This window comes from Pedobacter sandarakinus (assembly GCF_026240095.1).
Classification (GTDB): domain Bacteria; phylum Bacteroidota; class Bacteroidia; order Sphingobacteriales; family Sphingobacteriaceae; genus Pedobacter; species Pedobacter sandarakinus.
The window spans coordinates 24,834-45,903 of sequence record NZ_JAPIVG010000001.1 but is presented as its reverse complement, the minus strand read 5'-3'; the positions used below and the strand labels follow the sequence as shown (position 1 = coordinate 45,903).

Genomic DNA, 21,070 nt, shown 5'->3' with positions numbered 1-21,070 from the left:
TTTTCACTTCACTCATCATGATGATTAATTAATTATTTAGTTCCTGAGATAAATCGCTCGAAGAGAAATTACTCAAGATGTAGTTTTCCATTTCTGTATCTGAAGCAGAGTTGGCATTTGTTGATTGTGATGATTGCGTTTCTAAATGTTCAATAATAGTACTTTCGTCGATGTCATAAAGCATTTGGTCGTTGGCCAAATCAGCAGATTGCGTTTGCATTGCAGGCATGGGCGTGCTGTTTTGGTAATAGTAAGCGCCAAAAGATGCAATGATTGCGAAACATGCTGCACTCGCATATTTAACAAAACTACGTTTCCAAAGCGGAATAATTTTAGCATGTCTTACAGGAACCGTTAACGAAACTTTATCAGCGATGCGTTGCTGTAAGCTTTCGAAATAACCATCCGGAACTGCAAAGGAATTATCAGTTAGCTGTACTTGAGATAACTTAACGTTCGTCTCAATGCGTTCTGCTAAGTCCTCAAAATACCCATGTGGTACACTAAAAGTAGTTTCGCTAGTTTTCGATTTTAAGTCACTTAAATAAATTTCACTTTTAATAGCCGCTTCCGCATCTTCGAAATATTGATCTGGAACTAAATATGGATTGCGCCTATCTAGTGCCGCAAGGCTTGGTGCATCCAGTTTCCAGTCGTTATTTTCTATATTCTCATTCATCACAGTTATATGATTAAATAAAACGCAAAAGGTTTAATAATCAATTTCATCATTTGTAATAATTGCTTCGATTTTTTTCGCGGCAATATGAAATGACGCTTTTAGTGCACCTACAGATGTTCCCAGCACCTCAGAAATTTCTTCATATTTCATATCATCAAAATATTTCATGTTGAAGATAATTCGCTGTTTTTCGGGCAGCGTAAGTATTGCTTTTTGCAATTTAAGCTCAAGTTTATCTCCATTAAAATAAGATGAGGCTACTAGGTTTTCTGCCAGTTCAGATGAAACCTCATCTAATGGCGTATTGTTTTTAAGTTTTTGCTTATTTAAAAAGGTAATCGATTCATTTGTCGCGATGCGATAAATCCAGGTATAGAGTTGAGAGTCGCTCCGAAATTTATCCAGGTTTTTCCAAACCTTTACAAAAACTTCCTGTAATAGATCATCACAGTCATCATGGTTAAGAACCAAGCGCCTAATGTGCCAATAAATTTTTTGCTGATATTTTTTTAACAACAAATTAAAGGCCTCATTACGCGTTCTCTCGACGGCAAACATTTCAAGAATTTCTGAATCTTCAACTTGTTTCATCGAGTAATTTAGTTTTTAATAACAAAGGCACCAGTACAACATTTCTCTTGCTGTGTCTGGCGCCTTCATCTTTTATTTACACTAGGCTTTTTTTCTGTTGATAACCTTTTGAACCGCCTCAACAATGTTTACAGCATCTAAGCCATATTTAGCCATTAGTTGATCTGGCGTACCACTTTCTCCAAAAGTATCGTTAGTAGCAACAAATTCTTGTGGCGTTGGGTGTGTTGTAGTTAATAATCTAGCAACGCTCTCACCTAAACCTCCAAATTTGTTGTGCTCCTCGCAAGTTACCACGCAACCTGTTTTCTTTACAGAAGTTAAGATTGCTTCATCATCCAAAGGTTTAATGGTGTGAATATTTATAATTTCCGCATCGATACCCAGCTCCGCTAATTTCTCGCCAGCCTCAATCGCTTTCCAAACCATGTGTCCGGTTGCAATTATGGTTACATCAGTTCCTTCGTTGACCATCCAGGCTTTACCAATTTCGAACTTTTGATCAGGATCTGTGAATACTGGAATTACCGGGCGACCGAAACGTAAATATACCGGCCCTTCATATTCTGCAATGGCCATAGTTGCCGCTTTGGTTTGGTTATAATCGCAAGGATTAATTACCACCATTCCCGGCAGCATCTTCATTAAGCCGATATCTTCGAGAATTTGGTGTGTTGCACCATCTTCGCCAAGTGTTAAACCAGCATGTGATGCACAAATCTTAACATTTTTGTTAGAATACGCTACTGATTGGCGGATTTGGTCGTAAACCCGTCCGGTAGAAAAGTTAGCAAATGTACCTGTAAATGGAATTTTCCCTCCGATAGTCATACCAGCTGCAATTCCGATCATGTTCGCTTCGGCAATACCCACCTGGGTAAATCGTTCCGGAAAATCTTTTATGAAAGCATCCATTTTAAGCGATCCTACTAAATCGGCACACAATGCAACCACGTTTTCGTTTTTCTTACCTGCCTCATGTAAGCCAGCACCAAAACCCGAACGTGTATCTTTTTTTTCTGTATATGTGTATTTTTTCACGTTTTTATATTTTTAATGAGCTGCGGTAAACTTGTTCCGCAGGCTTTATATTTAATTAGAACTGAGCCTTTAGCTAACTAACAATGAGATAAAATCTCATCTACCAAGTGATTTAGTAATCTCCTAAAGTTTCTGGTAATTGCGCTAATGCTTTAGCCAACTGATCGTCGTTAGGGGCGGTACCATGCCACTTATGGCTACCCATCATGTAATCTACACCCGCACCCATTTGCGTGCTCATTAAATTTAAGATTGGTTTTCCTTTGCCAGTCAGTGTTTTAGCATAATGTAGTCCTTCTACAATAGCCTGCATATCATTACCATCGGTGTTGATTACATGCCAGCCGAAAGCCTCAAATTTTGCCTGTAAGTCGTCTAAAGCTAAAACTTTGCTAGTAGGCCCGTCTATTTGCTGTCCATTGTAATCTACAGACGCAATTAGATGATCAACCTTATTAAAAGGCGCAAACATCGCTGCTTCCCAGTTTTGGCCTTCTTGTAATTCACCGTCGCCTAGGAGTGCGAAGATATAAGAATGATCGCCATTTAATTTTTTTGCTAAAGCTGCGCCGATAGCAACCGATAAGCCTTGACCTAAAGACCCGGAAGCAATTCTGATTCCTGGTAAATGTTCGTGTGTGGTTGGGTGACCCTGCAACCTAGAATCTAATTTACGAAAGGTAGCTAACTCGCTTTTATCGAAATAACCCGCATGGGCTAATGTGCTATACCAAACGGGTGATATATGGCCGTTAGACAAGAAAAACAAATCTTCACCTGCACCTTCCATCGTGAAATCAGTTTTATGGTTCATCACTTCAAAATAAAGCGCCGTAAAAAAATCGGTACAACCTAGCGATGCACCAGGGTGGCCAGATTGGCATCCATGAACCATTCTTACGATATCTCGTCTGATTTGTGAAGCAATGTCTTCTAGCTCTTTAATAGTATGTTTCATTAAAATATGAGGTTGTTGTTACATAGCAAAGTTAATATTTTAACTGCTATATCATAATTAGTTATTGATTAAATCGAGCACCTGCTGCGTGGCATTTTTTGTATCTACTTTTTTAATAATGTGTGCTATCTTGCCCTCGCCATCGATAATAAAAGTGCTGCGAACGGTTCCCATGTATTTTTTCCCATACATGTTTTTCTCTGCCCAAACACCATAGTCATTTACTATTTTTTGGTCGGTATCTGCCAGCAAAATAAAAGGGAGGCTATGTTTTGTGATGAACTTTTGATGCGATTTCTCATCATCAGTACTCACACCTAAAACCTCAATGCCCTTTGCAATCAAGCCTTGATAATTATCTCTAAAATCGCAAGCCTCAGCTGTACATCCTGGGGTATCGTCTTTTGGATAAAAATACAAGACTACTGTTTTCCCTTTAAAGTCGGCCAATGATATGTGTTTGCCGTCCTGGTCTTTAGAAACAATTTCCGGTGCTAAATCACCTTCTTTTAAAGTTGCCATGTTCTTATTAAATTATGTTTATGCGTAGACCAATTTAAACACATGAATCATTAACAGGTTCTATAAACCTGAAAAGATTACATTACTAAAATACTACTGCGGGATGAAATAAAAGATTGTTACCTGTAGAATGAAATTGTATAGCGCCTAATATTGTCTTTCATGTCTGCCACTACCAACTCGAAACTATGTTTTCCAGCTTTAGTGCGTTCATCAAAACTATGCCAAAGTGTGGCAGTTTTTGTATCAAACTCCATTAGTATCCACTCACCATCTATATAACCGTTGAAACTTTTTATTCCTGATAGGTTATCGCTTATCTTAAAATTCATTCTTGGTAGGCCCGCCATATTTTTCCCATCAATGATGTTTATTGGTGAAATGCGTGGGGCTAATGTATCAGTACTGATGTAGAAGCTACCGAAACTTCTTGGATTTGCTTTAACAAAACCATTTTCATAATAGCCACCTTGAGCAGAACCTGTAGTACTAACAATTATTGCTTTATTCTGTAATTGCTCGGGTAGTTCATCGGCTTTGATCCACAAATCGAAACCCACGTGGAGCGGCGTAAACCTGTTATGAATTTGATGAACAGCAGAATAGGCATTGCCAGCTGGTTTTGGCAACTTCTTATAGGTAAAATTTAAGTCGCTGTATAATGTTCCCTGCGGAAATAATACCCTAACACCGTCTGCGTTAAATTCGTTCGGTTTTCCGTATGCATAGACGGTTCCACTTGGCACAACAATTGGCGTTGGTTGTGCTAATCCTGCTTTTACTTCAAATGATAAGCTAGAAGTGTTTCCTTTGGCATCTGTTACCAAATACCGCAGTTGATGAGTTGCCCCATCGTTAAAAGTAAGCCTTCCACGGTTAATTAAGCCAGAATAAATATTCAGCGGGTTACCAGGCTCAACAAAGCTTTTTTGGATACTTCTTTTGGTATTAAGATAAGTTGGATAATCGATATGAGCATTAATGGCTTTGCTATTTTCGAATGCAAAACGCTCGAGGGCAGAGGTGTAGACCATTTTTCCATCAACTTCTAATTGGATGGAGTACACACCATTTGTTCCAGATAAGCCGTTGTGTCTATCTGTTGTTACAATTCCAAAGCCAACTTCGCCTGTTAGGCTAACTGGCTGTGCAACTTTATATTTGCCATTGCCACCTGAAATTGCAATGGCTTGCTTGGTAGTACTTTCATTAAAAGTTTTACCATTAAGTTTGTAAACATATAACCCGTGGATGATCGGGGGAATATTATCAGGAATATTTATGCCGAAAAATTGAGGGTTTATGGTTTCCTCGGTTTTGGTGTCTCTGATTTCGAAATGTAGATGTGGTCCACCAGAACTACCTCGATTCCCAGACCATGCAATTATTTCGCCTTTACGTACCGGGATTAGTGCTGCATCGGGAAATTCATCAATTTCAAACGATTTCTTTTCGTATTCAAGGTTTTTGACGATGGTTGCAATCTTTGGAGAAAAGCGTTGCAGGTGGCCATATACGGTAGTGAAGCCATTTGGATGATTGATGTAAAGGGCCTGACCAAATCCACTGTTCTGCACCCTAAGCCTGGAAATGTAGCCATCGGCAACAGCGTAAACAGGGTAGCCTTCTCGCTGGTTGGTCCTAAAGTCGATGCCCGAATGGAAATGATTGCCGCGAATCTCGCCAAAGGAGCCCGCCAAGGCAGGAGGCATAATATCTAATGGCTGCCTGAAATCGGTAAGGGGATATTTATTTGTGCTAAAAATTTGTTGAGCCTGTGAAACTTGAGTTGAAACAATTAAAAAAAAGAGCGTGAAATATTTAATCTTAATGGTAATCTGCTTGTTAATCATTCGTTATTTTACTTCAAAATTTAAAAGTTGTTTGCCGTTAAGCCAGGCTTCTAATTTATCGCCTCGATTGGTTTTTCCTACACCTTCTGGTGTTCCGGTAAATATTAAATCTCCTTTTTTAAGGGTGATGTATTGCGAAACAAAGCTTATTATCTTCTCGAACGAGAACAGGAGGTCTTTAGTATAGCCATTTTGCCGTGTTTTTCCATTTACCTGAAGTTCGAAATTTAAATCGTACAAATTGTCGAAATCACTTTTAGGGTAAAAAATACTGATCGGAGCAGAGTGATCGAATCCTTTGGCAAGCTCCCAAGGTAATCCTTTCTCTTTGTGTTTGCTTTGAATATCTCGTGCCGTGAAATCAATGCCAAGGCCGATTTCATCGTAATAATTAGCGGCGAATTTCTCGGCAATATGTTTGCCTTCTTTACAAATTTTCAATACCACTTCCAGCTCGTAGTGTATGTCGTTAGAAAATTCGGGCAAATAAAATGCTTTGTTATCTTTTAGTATTGCCGTATCGGGCTTCATGAATATTACAGGGGTGGTTGGAACTGGATTATTCAGTTCCTTTGCATGTTCGGCATAATTACGGCCAATGGCTATGATTTTCATGAGTGATATTTATGGTACAATAAGAAATGTGGGCTACACCCACAGCTTTCCAAAAATAGAAAAGAAATTGATGTTATAAAACTGAGATTCTTTTTACCTGACTTTCTGAACCAGCCATTACACGTAAAAAGTATATGCCTGCATTTAGGCGGCTGGGAATATTAAACGTTTTAGTTTGTTCGCCAGCGTTTAAGCGTTCGTTAGCCAAAGTTACTACCTCATTACCCAACAGGTCGATGATTTTGATAGTAGTTAGTGTACCATCTTTGCCAATCGATAAAATGATGTTCAGTTGGTCTTCAACCGGGTTGGGATAAATTTTGACAATGGTTAGCAAACGATCTTTATTTGCCGAAACAGAAGGGCTTTTCGCAGTACCAGAATAGGTATTGAACATTCCAGAATAAGCTAGCGTGCCGAATAGTGGACGGTAAGGCGTAATATTGGCCTTGATTTCTGGTGTTTTAATGTTCTTTTTGGTTCTGTTTTTTAAACTGATATGGATACTATCAGTTTGCTGCGACCAGGAATTTAAACTGCACAATAAAACCATGCACACTGTGCAAATGATTTTTGTGAGCAACGTTATCCTAGTGTAGAGTTTCATCAAATTGGTACAACAAATGTATTAATTAAAAACAAAGAAATTAAACATTTTGTTCATCTGTTATAATTTAACACAATTTAACAATAAATTTTGTTTTTCATAGTGTTAAAAATACACAATAATTTGGTTGTTAATTTGTTATAGTTAGTTTACTTTTGCCGCACTAAAAAAATAAATGACATGTCAAATCATAAAAATGTCAATGCGTTAACAGCCGGCGGAGTTCTTATTAGTTTGGGTATTGTGTTTGGTGATATTGGAACATCTCCTCTGTATACGCTTAATGCTATTTTCACCACAATTCTTGGCGGTAAACAAGATATTAATCCAACCAATGTTTTAGGTGTTCTTTCTTGCATCATCTGGACCTTAACACTTCAGACCACCATTAAATATGTTATTATCACGCTTCGAGCCGATAACAAGGGTGAAGGTGGAATTTTTTCGTTGTTTTCGTTAGTAAGGAAGAAGGCTAAGTGGCTGGTTCTACCTGCAGTAGTTGGGGGTTGTGCATTACTTGCCGATGGCATTATCACGCCTAGTATCACCGTAACTTCAGCGATTGAAGGATTAACAAGAAAGTTCGATATCCAGGTGATTCCGATTGTACTTATTATACTAACGATCTTATTCATCATTCAACAATTTGGAACCAATCTGGTAGGAAAGTTGTTTGGGCCGGTAATGTTTGTTTGGTTTGCAGTATTAGGTATCCTGGGGATGTCTTTTGTTGTGAAAGATTTGAGCATCTTAAGCGCATTCAATCCATATTGGGCCATCCATTTGTTGATCACGAATAAGCTTGCATTTCTTATTTTGGGCGGGGTATTTTTATGTACTACTGGAGCCGAGGCCCTTTACTCTGACTTAGGGCATTGTGGCAGAAATAACATTAGGATTAGCTGGATTTTTGTGAAGTTAACCTTGATTTTAAATTATCTTGGTCAAGGTGTTTGGATTTTACATAATAGCAATAGCTATGTGCCAGGCGCAAAGATGAATCCATTCTTTATGATTGTGCCAGATCATTTTCAGGTACCAATGGTTATTCTGGCAACAATGGCTGCTGTAATAGCGAGTCAGGCTTTAATAAGTGGTTCATTTACGCTCATATCTGAGGCTGTTCGGTTAAACTTATGGCCGAAAATCAAAATTATTTATCCATCTGTAACAAAGGGGCAGTTATATGTTCCGTCTATCAATTGGATGCTGTGGATAGGCTGTTGTGGTATTGTTTTGCTCTTCAGAAAATCTGAAAGTATGGATGCGGCCTATGGGTTATCTATAACTATAGCCATGCTGATGACTACCATTCTAGTGAGTTTTTACTTACGGAGCAGGCGATTTCCAAGATACCTTATCGCTACTTTTTTCATCACTTATGTAATTATAGAGGGTACTTTCCTCATCAGTAATTTAACTAAATTTTTGCACGGTGGCTGGGTAACGGTTTTAATCGGCTCGTTATTGTTTACCATTATGTGGAGCTGGTTTGTAGCCAGAAAAATTAAGAATCGTTTTGTTAAATACGTAGAAATTGAAGATTACTACCAAATTCTAAGTGAGTTAAGCAGCGATGAAAGCGTACCAAAGTACTCGTCGCAATTGGTTTATTTAACAAGTGCAAATTTTAAAACAGAGATAGAATCGAAAATTATCTATTCCATTATACAGAAAGAACCAAAACGTGCTGATGTATATTGGTTAGTGCATGTTGACGTAATGGACGAGCCATATACATTGGACTATAAAGTAGAGTTTTTAATTCCAGGAAAGCTAATAAGGATCGATTTCAGATTAGGATTCAGGGTAGAGCAACGTGTTAATTTGCTATACCGGAAGGTAGTAGAGGAGTTAGTGAAGAATGGTGAAATTGATATTACAAGTCAGTATACATCCTTAAATAAGCATAAAATTGCTGGTGATTTCCGCTTTGTGTTGCTAGAAAAACACCTCTCTAAATTTACCAAGCTAAGCCTTTATGAGCGAACAATTATGGATTACTATTTTATCCTTAAAAAGCTGAGTTTGTCAGAAGAGCGCAGTTTTGGTTTAGATAGCAGCTATGTCGACGTGGAAAAAGTGCCGCTTATTTTTGTAACTCCAGATGATATTGAGTTACACCGATTACCAGTTTAAGGAATATGAGATTTGCAATTTTAATATTAGGCATTTGTTTGTTTATTGCCGGGCCTGCAGCTAAAATTTATGGCCTAGACCATGCCAATAGTTATATGATTGCCTCTGCTTTGGGTTTGGTAATGATTACTGCTTTAGCCTTTATCAAGAAGAAGTAGACTGGTTTAGCAATTAGTTAAATTACCGAATTGAATAGGTTTCGAGCAAGCAAATCGAGGCGTTGGTAGCGGTAATCTTTTTACAACTAAATCGAATCAAATTTTGGCGATGATCGACCTCAACTGGTCGAAGGGCTTCAAGTAACTTCAACGGGCGAGGGAAGAATGTAATGTGAACGATAGCTGAAGAATTGACAAAATTAATTTTTTGTTTAGCACGCTAATTCTATCGCTGATGCGGCATCTGTTACCTTTTTTCTAATTTAGCAATAAGGAATCCTGTATAAGCGCTAGCCTTCTATTGCCAACTTACTATTTTTGTACCCATAGGCGAAGTAAACAACCAGGCCAATCATCAACCATATCCCAAAACCAATCCAGTTAGATATGCCTAGCTCACACATCATATAAAGGCAACTAATTAAACCTAAAACCGGAATAAGCGATAAATTTTTTGTGATGCAATAATAGGAGATCACTAAGCAGATCACCAGAAAAATCCACATGGGAATCTTGTGTTTAAAAAGGCTCCAACCACTTTCATATTTCTTTTCTACAGATACCTTCGAGGTAGCCATAAACTGCTCGTAACGGTCGGCAGGTAGAGCGCTTAAGTAAGATTCGGCATCAACTTTATCTGCCAGCATAATCTGTGGGGCAGCATTTTTAACAATTTCTTCTTTTACAATCTGAAGTTCTTCGCCATTTAAGGAGGTAACAAAGTTAACTGTGGTTATTGTTTTCGGTGAATTAAGAAAGAAAGCTTTTGTTTCTTTTTCATATTGTAAGAAAGCAAAGGTAATAGCGGTAATTAGCGCCAATGGAACAATAAACTTGCTGTTTACGTAAGGTATTTTGAATTTACCACGTTGCACATCTGGGCGGTTTTGTAGCACAAGTACGCCGGCGCAAACCAACACAAATGCAAACAGGGTGCCAATGGAACAAAGATCGGTTACGATAGTTAAGTTCATGAAAAGGGATGGAACCGCTACTACGAAACCAACCACAATTGTTGCAAACGAAGGTGTTTTATATTTTGGGTGAATTTTAGAGAAAGATTTAGGGAGCAAGCCATCGCGACTCATACTCATCCAAATCCGTGGTTGCCCCATCTGAAATACCAAAAGTACGCTTGCCATTGCAAAAACAGCACTTACTGCGATAATCCCGCTCATTAATTTTAAGTCGATCTGATCAAATACAAACGCTAATGGATCGCCAACGGCTAAGGTATCCGACTTTACAATTCCGGTTAAAACCAATGCAATCGCAACATATAGGATGGTACAAATTATAATCGCCCACATCATCCCGCGAGGTAAGTCTCTTTGCGGATTTTTACACTCCTCGGCTGTAGTGGAAATCGCATCGAAACCTATGTACGCGAAAAATACAGCCGAAACACCCTTGAGTACACCAGAAACACCATTTGGTGCAAATGGATGCCAGTTTTTTGTATCTACATAGAAAATCCCTACTGCCAATACCAGCATAATTACGGCTAATTTTACCACTACCATTGCGTTGCTTGCATTCCTACTTTCTTTCATCCCGCGGTAGATTAGCCAGGTAATAAGGATGATAATACCTAAAGCCGGAAGATCTGCTACTAAGTGGAAACCACCGATTTGAGGTGCGGTAAGCCAAGCGTTGTTTGCAAGTGCTGTGGCAGCATCTAAGTTAGAAAGGTTTTTGCCAGCTGCCAGCAATGCCTCTGCAATCTTGTGGCCATTATAGGCGCTTAAATAATCCATCGTAGCCCAATCAGGTACGTGGATGCCATTAATGCCAAGGAAAGGTATTTTTATGGTAGATAGAAGCCCTGTAAAATAATCAGACCACGAAATAGCAACGGTTATATTGCCAATGGAATATTCCATAATTAACGACCAACCAATGATCCAAGCTACAAGTTCTCCGAACGCGACATAAGAGTAAGTATAAGCGCTTCCCGAAACTGGCACCATCGACGCAAATTCAGCGTAAGCAAAAGCAGCAAAACTACAAGCCACAGCTGTAAAGATGAATAAAAAAATTACCGCTGGCCCACCATCTGCACTGGCTTTGCCAATGGTACTAAAGATGCCGGCACCGATAATCGCCGCAATTCCAAAAGCGGTTAAGTCTCGTACGCCTAGCGTTTTATGGAGTGTGTTTTCATGATCTCCGTAGCCACTTGCTGCATCTTTTAATATTTTTGAAATCGATTTCTTTCTAAATAGTTTCTCGAACATCTTTTGCTGGTTGTATTCCTCAAACTTAAAAAAATATCGGTTAAAAACGTTTAAAGCCTGATATTAATTTCGTAGTCAACTCAATTCGCAAAACAAACCTGAACTGATGCATCGCTTTTAGCATTAAAATCTAAAGTGAAAGTAAAATAGCTTAACGATTGTAATCTGTTTGTGTTTATTTAGAATGCAAACTATTCGGAGAGAGGCAAAATGCTATTTTTGCAGCTTTCATAAAGTGGCGAATATGCCAACCCAAAATCGAAATGATATCTTCCCCAACGCAACAAACATATATTAAAGAAAGGTATCAAGGCATTGCAACTATCCTGGCATTTGCATTGATTCCGCTATCTGGTTTTGCAACAGATATTTATATTCCTTCTTTACCCACCATGGCTGGTGCAATGGATGTAAGCAATGTTCAGGTTCAGCTAACTTTAAGTATCTTTCTGATAAGCTATGGTGTGGCGCAACTTTTCGTTGGTAGCATATTAGATAGTTTTGGTCGCTATAAGATCGGTTTATATAGTTTATTGGTATTTGCTTTTGCCAGTATAATAATAGCTGTTACGCACAACATATATCTGATTTATTTCATGAGGATTATTCATGGATTATCAGTAGGAGCAATTGTTGTGGCAAAACGAGCCTATTTTGTAGATTTGTTTTCGGGCGATAAACTAAAACACTATCTGAGTTTGTTTTCCATCATTTGGTCAACCGGGCCTATAATAGCGCCATTTGTTGGAGGATATTTGCAGGCTGCTTTTGGCTGGGAATCTAACTTTTATTTTCTTGCTGGCTTCGCAATTGTTTTTGCCATCCTGGAATTTGTTTTTAGTGGTGAAACCCTAAGGTACTTCACCGATTTTGAACTGAAGAAAATAACAAATATTTATATCCACATGATTAAAACCACGAGTTTTACTTTAGGTATTGTGATGTTGGGTTTAGCATACTGCATGGTAATGGTTTACAACATGACCGGACCGTTTATTATTGAACATGGATTGAAATATTCACCTGTGGTTGCTGGCTACAGCTCGTTGGTTTTAGGCTTTGCCTGGATGGTTGGTGGTTTCATTGGTAAAGCAACTATTAATAAGCCCTTTTTTAGCAGGTTGATGATTAACGCATTGCTACAACTTCTTTTTGTTACGTTAATGATTATAAGCTTGAATTTTATATCGAATTTGTATTCGCTGATTTTTTTTGCTTTTGTTATTCACATTGGCGCTGGTTTCACATTCAACAATTACTTTACTTTTTGTTTAAGTAAATTTCCTAAAAATGCAGGAATTGCGGGCGGTTTAACTGGTGGAATTACCTACGTAATCGTTTCATTTTTAAGCTACGGTATTGTGAATTTCATCCCAGCAAAAGATGAAAGAAATTTAAGCTTTAGTTATTTGGTTATGATTATGCTTTCTTTGTTGGTCATGTTCTTGATTATGAAAACCAGGAAGAAGAACGAGTTAGATGTTTAACTGCATGCTAATTTGATAGCCTAATGTGCAGATTTTTTGAAATCATAATGCTGCATCAAAGAGCGTATTTTAGCAATAGAAACCTATTTAACAACTGAGGTACAAAATCGGTGTTGTAAGCCCCATTCATTGCCTGGAGATTTGATCAGGTTCTATTCAGCTTATAAACTAAAAAGTTGCAGTGTTATGCTGCAACTTTTTAGATGAAATGAGTTTTACTTTAAATGCGGAACCTATCCTAATTTTTCTAATTCAACCTTTACAAAGGCAGCTAACTCCTTTACATAGTCTGCACTAAAATCGAATTTAATGCCTGCTGTTTCGTAAACTTCGTTGATGGGTTTGGTGTAGCCTAAAGATAAGGCTGCCAAATATTGTTGAAGCGCTTCCTGGGGATGCTCTTTATAATTTTTCCAAACGGCTATGGCGCCGAGTTGAGCAATGGCATATTCAATATAGTAAAATGGAACTTCGAATAGGTGCAGTTGTTTCTGCCAAACATTTCCAAATTGTTGGTCTAGTCCTTCCCAATCTGCAAAACCAGCTCCAAAGCGATTATAAATCTGTTTAAATGTTTCTTCTCTATCGGCAGCTGTGTGGTTAGGATTGGTATAAATCCAATGTTGAAACTGATCTATAACAGCTACCCACGGTAGCGTTTTAAGCACATCTGCCAATTGCTCTTTTTTCGCCCGGATTAAATCTTCTTCATTGTCGAAGTATACATCCCAGTTGTCCATAGAAATTAACTCCATACTCATCGACGCCAATTCAGCAACTTCCGATGGACAATGCTTGAAGTCGTTCAGGGTTAAATTAGCCGTTAAAAAAGTATGGATCGCGTGACCACCTTCGTGAACCATTGTGGTAAGGTCTCTAAGCGAGTTGGCTGAGTTCATAAATATAAACGGTGCACCAGTTTCTGCCAATGGATAATTATAGCCACCCGGAGCCTTGCCTTTTCTACTTTCTACATCGAAAAGCTGGTTTGCTTTCATAGTGGCTAATCGTTCCCCTAATGTTTCATCTATTGCGTTGAAACATGCAATGGTTTTATCAATAAGCTCAGCTCCATTATTAAAAGGTTTTAAAGCAGGTTTGCCGCTAACACTCACTTCCAGATCCCAGGGTTTTAACGTCTCCAAGTTTAGTGCCTCCCGGCGTTTTTCGGCCTGGGCCCTTAAGATGGGTACAATTTCCTTCTCTATGGCATTGGCAAAATCATAACAATCCTGTGGCGTATAATCAAAACGTCCTAGCGCCTGGAACATGTAATCCCGGTAGTTTTCGAAACCCGCATTTAAGGCTACCTGATTGCGCAGTTTTATTAACTCGTCGAATAGGATATTTAAATCATCCTTATCAATTAAGCGACGTTGTTGTATGGTTTTCCACGCATTTTCACGCACTTCGCGATTTAAATCTTTTATAAAAATTGATGCTTGTTCGAGCGTATATTCCTGGCCATTCAATTCTACGCTCATTGCACCTGTAATGCCTTGGTATTTCTGTTGTTTAACCTGTAATTGGGTAAATAACTCGATGTTTTCTTCCCGATAGATTTCCAAAGCTTTTTTGATAGCTCTACTGTAAACGAAGAACTTATCCTTATCCAGATCGTCCATAAAAGGACTATCTACAAACTTTTTATTTAGCTCGTTAGATAGGGGCGAGATTTTTGGCTCAATTTCTTCAGCGAAATACTGGAAGTTTTTCACCAACTCCTCATTTGCGGTATCACAACTCATTTTAATGTATCGCCAGGCAAAATCTTCTTCTAAAGCAGCTTCCAATTCCGAGCGATCTTTTAACCATTGTTCCAGCTCATGTTCAGTGTTAATTTCACGATGCTGCAATTCAGCAAAAATAGGTTCCAATGTTTCCCATGTGATGCTTAAATGTTGTGGAATGTATGTTCTTGTCTTTTTATCTAAAATCATAAACGGTGTAATTTGAGTTGTGTTGATGGCTAGTGCAGAATAACGCTAAAAGCATTGATTGAGTCTAGCATAAATTTTAGTATTTGGTTTTAAGGTATGCGTCGATAAGAAAGCAAATGGCGAACACCACCGATGCATACCCATTTAGTGTTTGAAAAGCCCTGTTTACTTTGCTAATATCGTTCGGCTTTACTAACAGGTGCTGATAAATCAACATCGAGCAGAAAAAAACAATTCCAACGTAATACACCCAGCCAAATGAGTTAAAAAACACAGGCGCAATTACGCAAGCAGCAGATAAGATATGCAATACAACAGAAACACGGAGTGCATTCTTAATGCCAATTGCAGCGGGTATAGAATGTAATTTTTCTTGTCGGTCAAAATCTTCATCCTGTAAAGCATAGATAATATCAAAACCACTCACCCAAAATAAAACAGTTAATGAGTATAATACCGGAACTAATGCAAACTTACCTGTAACAGCAATATAGGCGCCAATAGGAGCTAAAGCAAGACCTAATCCTAAAACCAAGTGGCACAATGCAGTAAATCTTTTAGTGTAGCTGTAAAACAGAACAACAAATAATGCAACAGGGGAGAGGTATAAACACAAAGAATTAATGAAATAAGTGGTAACAGCGAAAAAAATACAATTGGCTATCACGAAAGTTAGTGCCTCTCTTGCAGAAACTTTTCCCGCAGGAATATCCCGCTGTTGGGTACGTGGGTTTTTCGCATCTATATTTCGGTCTAGGTATCGGTTAAAGGCCATTGCAGCGTTACGTGCAAAAACCATACAGAGCAAAACTAATATTAGCTTATACCAGGAGAAAGGGTTCTCGGTAGTAGTAACACCCAGGAAAAAACCAATCATAGCGAAAGGTAATGCAAATACCGAATGCGCAAACAAGACGAGTGAAAAGTATTTTTTCATTTATTTATATACGAAAATGCGAGATCGTAGTTTTTAATTAACCCCGGTTGATTTAGAATTTTTTATAGTCTTTAGGAATTACAAAGTCTTTGTTTACCTCGGTTATAAAGTGCAGGGTTTCGTCTTTGCCGTTTCCTTTCTCTGCCGAAGTAATAAACGTAGCAGGAATTTCCTCGAAAAATTCACCTAGTTTTTTCTTAAAAGCAGCTACATTTTTTTGTGTCGTGGTCATTCCTTGTTTATCGGCCTTTGTAAAAATAAGCGAAAATGGAATCTGTTTTTCACCCAGCCAGTAACAAAATTCAATATCAATTTGCTGGGGTTCAAGCCTGCTATCTATCAATACGAAAACGCATTGTAAGCTTTCTCTTTTAGTAATGTAAGCACGGATAAATTTTTCCCATTTCTCTCTACTTGTTTTAGAAACCTTTGCATAACCATAACCTGGTAAATCTACAATGTACCAAGCCTCATTTATTAGAAAGTGGTTTATAAGTTGAGTTTTACCAGGGCGTTGAGAAGTTTTGGCTAAACCATGCTGATTAACCAACATATTTATCAATGAAGATTTTCCAACATTTGATCGCCCGATAAAAGCATACTCTGGCATAACCGGTGGTGGAAGTGCCGATATTTGGGTGTTGCTGCAAACAAATGTTGCCGTTTTGATAACCATTCTACAAAGGTAGCATTTTTGTAGGCATGGTTAATCTTTTGATCCATTTAACGCTTTCGCTGAACGTAAGTTGACAATTAGCGGATGATAACATTTCAACAATAAAGTTATCTTTGCGCATACATCATGAATCAGAACATTACTCCATACCAGGCTCAGAACGCAACCAAAAAGGAACAGGTTGCAACCATGTTTAACAATATTTCGGGCACCTACGATTTTTTAAACCATTTTCTTTCTCTTGGTATTGATGTATTATGGCGTAAAAAGGCAATAAAAGAATTGGTAGCTATCCAGCCTAGAAATCTCTTAGATGTTGCAACAGGAACAGGTGATTTTGCTTTTGAAGCCATCAAAAAAGTTCAACCCGAGAAGGTTATCGGCGTAGATATTTCTGAGGGAATGCTGGATGTTGCCAAAAAAAAGATAAACGAACGTAATTTAACCACTTTATTCAGCGTGCAGGTTGGAGACTCTGAAGGGTTAAATTTCGATGATAATACCTTCGACGCGATTACTTGTGCCTATGGTGTTCGGAATTTCGAAAATCTGGAACAAGGGCTCGCAGATATGTATCGGGTGCTTAAACCAAACGGTAAAATGGTAATCCTGGAGTTTTCTAAGCCCCGCGTTTTTCCTGTAAAACAGCTTTATAATTTCTACTTTCTGCACGTCACACCTTTTTTCGGAAAACTATTTTCAAAAGATGCACGTGCATATTCCTATCTGCCAGAATCTGTTGCTGCATTCCCCGATGGGAAAGACTTTACGCAATTGATGGATAAAATCGGTTTCAAAAATACTAAACAAACAACATTAACGTTTGGAATTAGTTCAATTTACGTTGGTTCTAAATGATCAGAAAATTAATTCTCCTATCTCCCTTCATATTTTTTATTACTTCGGCATTTGCTCAAAATTGGGGCGGGGGTATCGACGATGAAGACTGGAGTTTTGGTTTTAATTTTCAATACATTTCTGCGGAATATAAAATTCTAAAAAATACGAATTGGCGTTCGCCGTTTTACGAGGTGCCGAATTCGTTGGGTGTTTCCTACGATCCAAGTTCTGGTTTGCCCGTAACTCCAGAGCTCAATGCCATCTCCAGCCCCCCTTCAGTTGGCTTTGGCTTAGGCTTTGTAATGAATAGAAGGATTAGCGAAAACTTCGATTTCCGTTCTACACCTTCTCTTATCTTTAGCGATAGGGTTGTTCGGTATGAATACGTACCAATGGAACCGTTGCAGCTAGAAAACGGACAAACCAAGAAATTTGAGACCTTAATTGATAAAAAAGTGCAGGCCACGATGTTCGAGTTTCCTCTTGGTATCAAAGTGAAATCTAACAGGATGAACAACTTTCGTGCGTATTGGTTGGGTGGGGCAAAGTATAGCATAGATATTGCATCGAAAAAGAAGTTTTTTGATGAAGGTGAAACACCAGTTAATAAATTTTTAAAGAACAGCAGAAATTACCTTTCTTATGAAACCGGAATTGGTTTCGATTTATATTTCGAATATTTTAAGATGTCGCCAGAAATTAAGTTAGCTTATTCTACCAGCGATATTTTACAGCATGATGATACCGCATTCGCAAACCCCATAGATAAGTTGAAATTACGTCAATTAACGTTCAGTTTGATTTTTCAATAGCCGTACAGCCCAAAAAAACTTACCTTTGCAATCAAAGATAAATCTTTGCCAGGCGAAGCATAAGGTTTATCATGACTTAAAATTCATAAATATGTCTAAAATTGCATTAATTACAGGTGCAACCTCAGGTATTGGTGAGGCCTGTGCATACACATTTGCACAGCAGGGGTATCAACTTATCCTGCTTGCCCGCCGCGAAGATCGCTTGTCGAAATTGGTACGTCACCTTAACGATAAATACGGAATTGAAATCAAACAAGTATTGGCCGATGTTAGGGATAAAGTGGGTTTATCAGCTGCGCTGGAAGCTTTACCTGTGGAATGGAAGAATGTTGATGTGCTTATTAACAATGCCGGTTTAAGCCAGGGCTTAGATCCGATTGATAAGGGTGATACGCAAGACTGGGATACCATGATTGATACCAATGTAAAGGGCTTATTATATGTTACAAAAATTGTTTCTAATTGGATGGTTCCTAATAAATCTGGTCATATTGTCAATATTGGTTCTATCGCAGGCAAAGAGGTTTATCCGAATGGCAATGTGTACTGTGCCAGCAAACATGCGGTTGATGCATTGAGTAAGGGCATGCGCATTGATCTCCTTCCACACGGTATCAAAGTTACAGAGATTAATCCGGGCATGGTAGAAACAGAATTTTCGGTAGTGCGTTTTAAAGGCGATGAAGATAGAGCGAAGAAAGTTTACGAGAATTTAGAGCCACTCCTTGCAAATGATATTGCTGATGCAATTTGGTATGTGGTCAGCCGCCCTAAACATGTTAACATCAACGATATGTTAATCATGCCATCGGTACAAGCTACAGCAACAATTATTGATAGAACGATGCAAAGTTTGTAAACCTATTAACTTTGGCAATAAATTAAGCACACAGTAAACTTAAACAGGAGGCCTTTCTTTGAGGTTTAAACTAGATGATATCAAATACAATAGATCAAGAAATAAAAAAAGCCATGTTGGCTAAAAATAATGCACAATTAAGAGGTTTAAGAGCAATTAAAGCAGCTCTCCTTTTAGCCAAAACTGAAAAGGGATCTACAGAAGAAATTACCGAAGAAACTGAACTCAAAATTTTGCAGAAGTTGATTAAGCAACGAAGAGAGTCTGCAGATATTTATAGATCACAGAATCGTTCAGATCTTTATCAGGTAGAAGAAGAGGAGATTGAAGTTATTAATCAGTTCCTGCCAAAGCAGCTAGATCGTTCAGCTGTTGCCGGCATCATTGATGACGTTATCAAACAATCTGGTGCAACATCGGTTAAAGATATGGGTAAAGTTATGGGTTTGGCAAACAAAGCACTTGCCGGAAAAGCCGATGGCAAATTGATTGCTGAAATTGTAAAAGAGAAGTTGGCCTAATTCAGTAGCCTGCATTGTATATCAAATAATACTTAACAAATTTGCACAGTAATTCAATCAATTCCGCTCTCCCTGTTTGATATTATTTGAGAAAATTAACTATAAATGCTAAAATTTAAGTTTACTCTATTAACTTAGTACACACCACCATCTAATATATATATGACATACCAGGTAATTGACGAAGACGGATTTAAATACATTGAAGCTGGAAAAGGCGAAACGCTGGTGTTGCTGCATGGCCTAATGGGCGAATTAAGTAATTGGGAGCTTGTAATCGAGCGGTTTAAAGATCGTTATCATGTTGTTATCCCAATTTTACCCATTTACGATTTACCTATTTTAACCTTGGGGGTTAAGGCTTTGTCAAGATACCTCCATCGGTTTTTGAAATTTAAAAAATTGAACCAGGTGGTATTGGTTGGAAATTCACTAGGCGGTCATGTCGGGTTAGTTTTCACGGTTGCGCATCAAGAGTTTGTTAAGGCTCTGGTTCTTACAGGTAGTTCTGGCTTGTATGAAAATGCATTTGGCGGGTCTTTTCCCAGACGAGAAAGCTACGATTACATTAAAGAGAAAGTAGAATTTACTTTTTATGATCCGGCGACGGCCACAAAAGAATTGGTTGATGATGTATTTAAAACGGTCAATGACAGATCTCGTGTAATTAGAATTTTAACAATGGCTAAATCTGCCATTCGCCACAATATGGCAAAGGAATTATCTAAAATAACCATTCCCGTTTCCTTAATTTGGGGAAAAAATGATAAGGTGACACCACCCGAAGTGGCGGAAGAGTTTCACCAGTTGTTGCCAAATTCCGAGCTGAACTGGGTAGATAAATGCGGACATGCACCCATGATGGAACATCCGCAAGTTTTTAATGGTTACTTAGAGAAATTTTTAGATAGGATATTACTCAAATAATGTTTGCAGCAGAAATCATATCACATGTAATGCCATCATTGAGAATTAATGATACGGTGCAACAGGCTTTAGACCGGATGAACGAGTTTAAGGTTAAGCACCTTGCTATTCTTAATGGTGAAGCTTTTGTTGGTTTGGTTTCAGAAGACGATTTGCAAAATATCCATGATCATGACACCCGACTAAATGACCATTCGGTGAGCTATCTTCAGCTCTTTGTGCAGGCAGATGCACATACCTACGATGTGATTCGGATCATGAGTCAACTTAAACTTACAGCTGTTCCGGTATTAGATCAGAGTAAAAACTATCTAGGCTTAATTCCTATTGCTTGTGTTTTGGATGCTGTTGCAATACAATACGCAGTAAATGAACCAGGTGGTATTATTGTGTTAGAGATAGGAAACCGGGATAATTCACTAGCACATATCTCGCAAATAGTGGAAGCAGATAATGCACAAATCTTATCTTCCTCTGTGAATGCTTTTGAAGATTCCACCCGGCTAGAAGTTACTTTAAAAGTAAATAAAACGGAAATAACATCTTTAGTAGCCTCTTTTGAACGTTACGATTATCAGGTTAAGGAGGTTTACAATAATACTCAGGTTGATGATGGATCGCAGGAACGTTACGATTCTTTCATGAACTATTTAAATGTTTAAAGC

At 38.2% G+C, this 21,070-nt stretch carries 21 protein-coding genes; 9 read left to right on the top strand and 12 right to left on the bottom strand.

The genetic code is table 11. The annotated features are described in order from the left end of the window. Positions 1-28: 28 nt before the first annotated feature. The 8 genes from OQ268_RS00205 to OQ268_RS00170 all read right to left on the bottom strand — a co-directional run bounded on the left by OQ268_RS00205 (position 29) and on the right by OQ268_RS00170 (position 6,815). Positions 29-679, bottom strand: coding sequence for a hypothetical protein (locus OQ268_RS00205; protein WP_265854041.1), 651 nt, complete (start codon positions 677-679; stop codon positions 29-31). A 33-nt stretch (positions 680-712) separates the two neighbouring features. Then, positions 713-1,273 carry an RNA polymerase sigma factor gene (locus OQ268_RS00200; RefSeq protein WP_265854040.1) on the bottom strand — a complete coding sequence of 187 codons (561 nt, stop codon included), beginning with the start codon at positions 1,271-1,273 and terminating at the stop codon, positions 713-715. Between the two features lie 81 nt (positions 1,274-1,354). Beyond that, the gene (locus OQ268_RS00195) at positions 1,355-2,314 is read right to left on the bottom strand and encodes a transketolase family protein (RefSeq protein ID WP_265854039.1); all 960 of its coding nucleotides are present in this window, start codon (positions 2,312-2,314) and stop codon (positions 1,355-1,357) included. 112 nt (positions 2,315-2,426) lie between these two features. Beyond that, complete coding sequence (locus tag OQ268_RS00190; protein ID WP_265854038.1) at positions 2,427-3,272, bottom strand: transketolase; 846 nt, start codon at positions 3,270-3,272, stop codon at positions 2,427-2,429. A gap of 57 nt (positions 3,273-3,329) precedes the next feature. Then, positions 3,330-3,794, bottom strand: a complete 465-nt coding sequence (gene bcp, locus OQ268_RS00185) for a thioredoxin-dependent thiol peroxidase (protein WP_265854037.1) — start codon at positions 3,792-3,794, stop codon at positions 3,330-3,332. Between the two features lie 119 nt (positions 3,795-3,913). Further along, a complete protein-coding gene (locus tag OQ268_RS00180; protein WP_265854036.1) occupies positions 3,914-5,647 on the bottom strand; it encodes a M23 family metallopeptidase in 1,734 nt (577 codons plus the stop codon). Between the two features lie 3 nt (positions 5,648-5,650). Next, a complete protein-coding gene (locus OQ268_RS00175; RefSeq protein ID WP_265854035.1) occupies positions 5,651-6,262 on the bottom strand; it encodes a fumarylacetoacetate hydrolase family protein in 612 nt (203 codons plus the stop codon). A 73-nt stretch (positions 6,263-6,335) separates the two neighbouring features. Then, the gene (locus tag OQ268_RS00170) at positions 6,336-6,815 is read right to left on the bottom strand and encodes a T9SS type A sorting domain-containing protein (RefSeq protein WP_265854034.1); all 480 of its coding nucleotides are present in this window, start codon (positions 6,813-6,815) and stop codon (positions 6,336-6,338) included. A gap of 234 nt (positions 6,816-7,049) precedes the next feature. On the opposite strand from OQ268_RS00170, the gene OQ268_RS00165 reads away from it, so the two are divergent. Together OQ268_RS00165 and OQ268_RS00160 are read left to right on the top strand one after the other, a co-directional pair. Beyond that, positions 7,050-9,008: a KUP/HAK/KT family potassium transporter gene (locus OQ268_RS00165; protein ID WP_265854033.1), complete on the top strand. Its 1,959-nt coding sequence runs from the start codon at positions 7,050-7,052 to the stop codon at positions 9,006-9,008. A 5-nt stretch (positions 9,009-9,013) separates the two neighbouring features. Beyond that, the gene (locus OQ268_RS00160; protein ID WP_265854032.1) at positions 9,014-9,166 is read left to right on the top strand and encodes a hypothetical protein; all 153 of its coding nucleotides are present in this window, start codon (positions 9,014-9,016) and stop codon (positions 9,164-9,166) included. A 290-nt stretch (positions 9,167-9,456) separates the two neighbouring features. Here OQ268_RS00160 and OQ268_RS00155 read toward each other — a convergent pair whose 3' ends face one another. Continuing rightward, on the bottom strand, positions 9,457-11,403 hold the full coding sequence (locus OQ268_RS00155) for an amino acid permease (RefSeq protein ID WP_265854031.1): 1,947 nt from the start codon (positions 11,401-11,403) through the stop codon (positions 9,457-9,459). Between the two features lie 263 nt (positions 11,404-11,666). On the opposite strand from OQ268_RS00155, the gene OQ268_RS00150 reads away from it, so the two are divergent. After that, positions 11,667-12,890, top strand: coding sequence for an MFS transporter (locus OQ268_RS00150; RefSeq protein ID WP_265854030.1), 1,224 nt, complete (start codon positions 11,667-11,669; stop codon positions 12,888-12,890). A gap of 233 nt (positions 12,891-13,123) precedes the next feature. Here OQ268_RS00150 and OQ268_RS00145 read toward each other — a convergent pair whose 3' ends face one another. The 3 genes from OQ268_RS00145 to yihA all read right to left on the bottom strand — a co-directional run bounded on the left by OQ268_RS00145 (position 13,124) and on the right by yihA (position 16,443). Beyond that, positions 13,124-14,830: a M3 family oligoendopeptidase gene (locus OQ268_RS00145; protein WP_265854029.1), complete on the bottom strand. Its 1,707-nt coding sequence runs from the start codon at positions 14,828-14,830 to the stop codon at positions 13,124-13,126. A gap of 76 nt (positions 14,831-14,906) precedes the next feature. Further along, a complete protein-coding gene (locus OQ268_RS00140; RefSeq protein ID WP_265854028.1) occupies positions 14,907-15,767 on the bottom strand; it encodes a UbiA-like polyprenyltransferase in 861 nt (286 codons plus the stop codon). A gap of 52 nt (positions 15,768-15,819) precedes the next feature. Continuing rightward, complete coding sequence (gene yihA / locus OQ268_RS00135; RefSeq protein WP_265854027.1) at positions 15,820-16,443, bottom strand: ribosome biogenesis GTP-binding protein YihA/YsxC; 624 nt, start codon at positions 16,441-16,443, stop codon at positions 15,820-15,822. A 126-nt stretch (positions 16,444-16,569) separates the two neighbouring features. Here yihA and ubiE point away from each other — a divergent pair, with 126 nt between their 5' ends. From ubiE to OQ268_RS00105, 6 genes are all read left to right on the top strand, one after another. Continuing rightward, positions 16,570-17,301 (top strand): bifunctional demethylmenaquinone methyltransferase/2-methoxy-6-polyprenyl-1,4-benzoquinol methylase UbiE, encoded by a 732-nt coding sequence (gene ubiE / locus OQ268_RS00130; RefSeq protein ID WP_265854026.1) that lies wholly within the window; start codon positions 16,570-16,572, stop codon positions 17,299-17,301. Then, the gene (gene porT, locus OQ268_RS00125; RefSeq protein WP_265854025.1) at positions 17,298-18,095 is read left to right on the top strand and encodes a type IX secretion/gliding motility protein PorT/SprT; all 798 of its coding nucleotides are present in this window, start codon (positions 17,298-17,300) and stop codon (positions 18,093-18,095) included. The genes ubiE and porT overlap by 4 nt, the downstream gene beginning before the upstream one ends. Positions 18,096-18,186: 91 nt before the next feature. After that, positions 18,187-18,957: an SDR family oxidoreductase gene (locus tag OQ268_RS00120; protein ID WP_265854024.1), complete on the top strand. Its 771-nt coding sequence runs from the start codon at positions 18,187-18,189 to the stop codon at positions 18,955-18,957. A gap of 74 nt (positions 18,958-19,031) precedes the next feature. Beyond that, positions 19,032-19,478 (top strand): GatB/YqeY domain-containing protein, encoded by a 447-nt coding sequence (locus OQ268_RS00115; RefSeq protein WP_265854023.1) that lies wholly within the window; start codon positions 19,032-19,034, stop codon positions 19,476-19,478. A 162-nt stretch (positions 19,479-19,640) separates the two neighbouring features. Further along, positions 19,641-20,405: an alpha/beta fold hydrolase gene (locus tag OQ268_RS00110; RefSeq protein WP_265854022.1), complete on the top strand. Its 765-nt coding sequence runs from the start codon at positions 19,641-19,643 to the stop codon at positions 20,403-20,405. Beyond that, complete coding sequence (locus OQ268_RS00105; RefSeq protein WP_265854021.1) at positions 20,405-21,067, top strand: CBS domain-containing protein; 663 nt, start codon at positions 20,405-20,407, stop codon at positions 21,065-21,067. Before OQ268_RS00110 ends, OQ268_RS00105 begins: the two co-directional genes overlap by 1 nt. Positions 21,068-21,070 lie beyond the last annotated feature (3 nt).

Excerpts from the sequence above, each read along its gene's own strand:
- OQ268_RS00205 (WP_265854041.1), bottom strand. The coding sequence starts at position 679 with ATGAATGAGAATATAGAAAATAACGACTGGAAACTGGATGCACCAAGC.
- OQ268_RS00200 (WP_265854040.1), bottom strand. The coding sequence starts at position 1,273 with ATGAAACAAGTTGAAGATTCAGAAATTCTTGAAATGTTTGCCGTCGAG.
- OQ268_RS00190 (WP_265854038.1), bottom strand. The coding sequence starts at position 3,272 with ATGAAACATACTATTAAAGAGCTAGAAGACATTGCTTCACAAATCAGA.
- bcp (WP_265854037.1), bottom strand. The coding sequence starts at position 3,794 with ATGGCAACTTTAAAAGAAGGTGATTTAGCACCGGAAATTGTTTCTAAA.
- OQ268_RS00180 (WP_265854036.1), bottom strand. The coding sequence starts at position 5,647 with ATGATTAACAAGCAGATTACCATTAAGATTAAATATTTCACGCTCTTT.
- OQ268_RS00175 (WP_265854035.1), bottom strand. The coding sequence starts at position 6,262 with ATGAAAATCATAGCCATTGGCCGTAATTATGCCGAACATGCAAAGGAA.
- OQ268_RS00170 (WP_265854034.1), bottom strand. The coding sequence starts at position 6,815 with ATGGTTTTATTGTGCAGTTTAAATTCCTGGTCGCAGCAAACTGATAGT.
- OQ268_RS00165 (WP_265854033.1), top strand. The coding sequence starts at position 7,050 with ATGTCAAATCATAAAAATGTCAATGCGTTAACAGCCGGCGGAGTTCTT.
- OQ268_RS00160 (WP_265854032.1), top strand. The coding sequence starts at position 9,014 with ATGAGATTTGCAATTTTAATATTAGGCATTTGTTTGTTTATTGCCGGG.
- OQ268_RS00155 (WP_265854031.1), bottom strand. The coding sequence starts at position 11,403 with ATGTTCGAGAAACTATTTAGAAAGAAATCGATTTCAAAAATATTAAAA.
- OQ268_RS00150 (WP_265854030.1), top strand. The coding sequence starts at position 11,667 with ATGATATCTTCCCCAACGCAACAAACATATATTAAAGAAAGGTATCAA.
- OQ268_RS00145 (WP_265854029.1), bottom strand. The coding sequence starts at position 14,830 with ATGATTTTAGATAAAAAGACAAGAACATACATTCCACAACATTTAAGC.
- OQ268_RS00140 (WP_265854028.1), bottom strand. The coding sequence starts at position 15,767 with ATGAAAAAATACTTTTCACTCGTCTTGTTTGCGCATTCGGTATTTGCA.
- yihA (WP_265854027.1), bottom strand. The coding sequence starts at position 16,443 with ATGGTTATCAAAACGGCAACATTTGTTTGCAGCAACACCCAAATATCG.
- ubiE (WP_265854026.1), top strand. The coding sequence starts at position 16,570 with ATGAATCAGAACATTACTCCATACCAGGCTCAGAACGCAACCAAAAAG.
- porT (WP_265854025.1), top strand. The coding sequence starts at position 17,298 with ATGATCAGAAAATTAATTCTCCTATCTCCCTTCATATTTTTTATTACT.
- OQ268_RS00120 (WP_265854024.1), top strand. The coding sequence starts at position 18,187 with ATGTCTAAAATTGCATTAATTACAGGTGCAACCTCAGGTATTGGTGAG.
- OQ268_RS00115 (WP_265854023.1), top strand. The coding sequence starts at position 19,032 with ATGATATCAAATACAATAGATCAAGAAATAAAAAAAGCCATGTTGGCT.
- OQ268_RS00110 (WP_265854022.1), top strand. The coding sequence starts at position 19,641 with ATGACATACCAGGTAATTGACGAAGACGGATTTAAATACATTGAAGCT.
- OQ268_RS00105 (WP_265854021.1), top strand. The coding sequence starts at position 20,405 with ATGTTTGCAGCAGAAATCATATCACATGTAATGCCATCATTGAGAATT.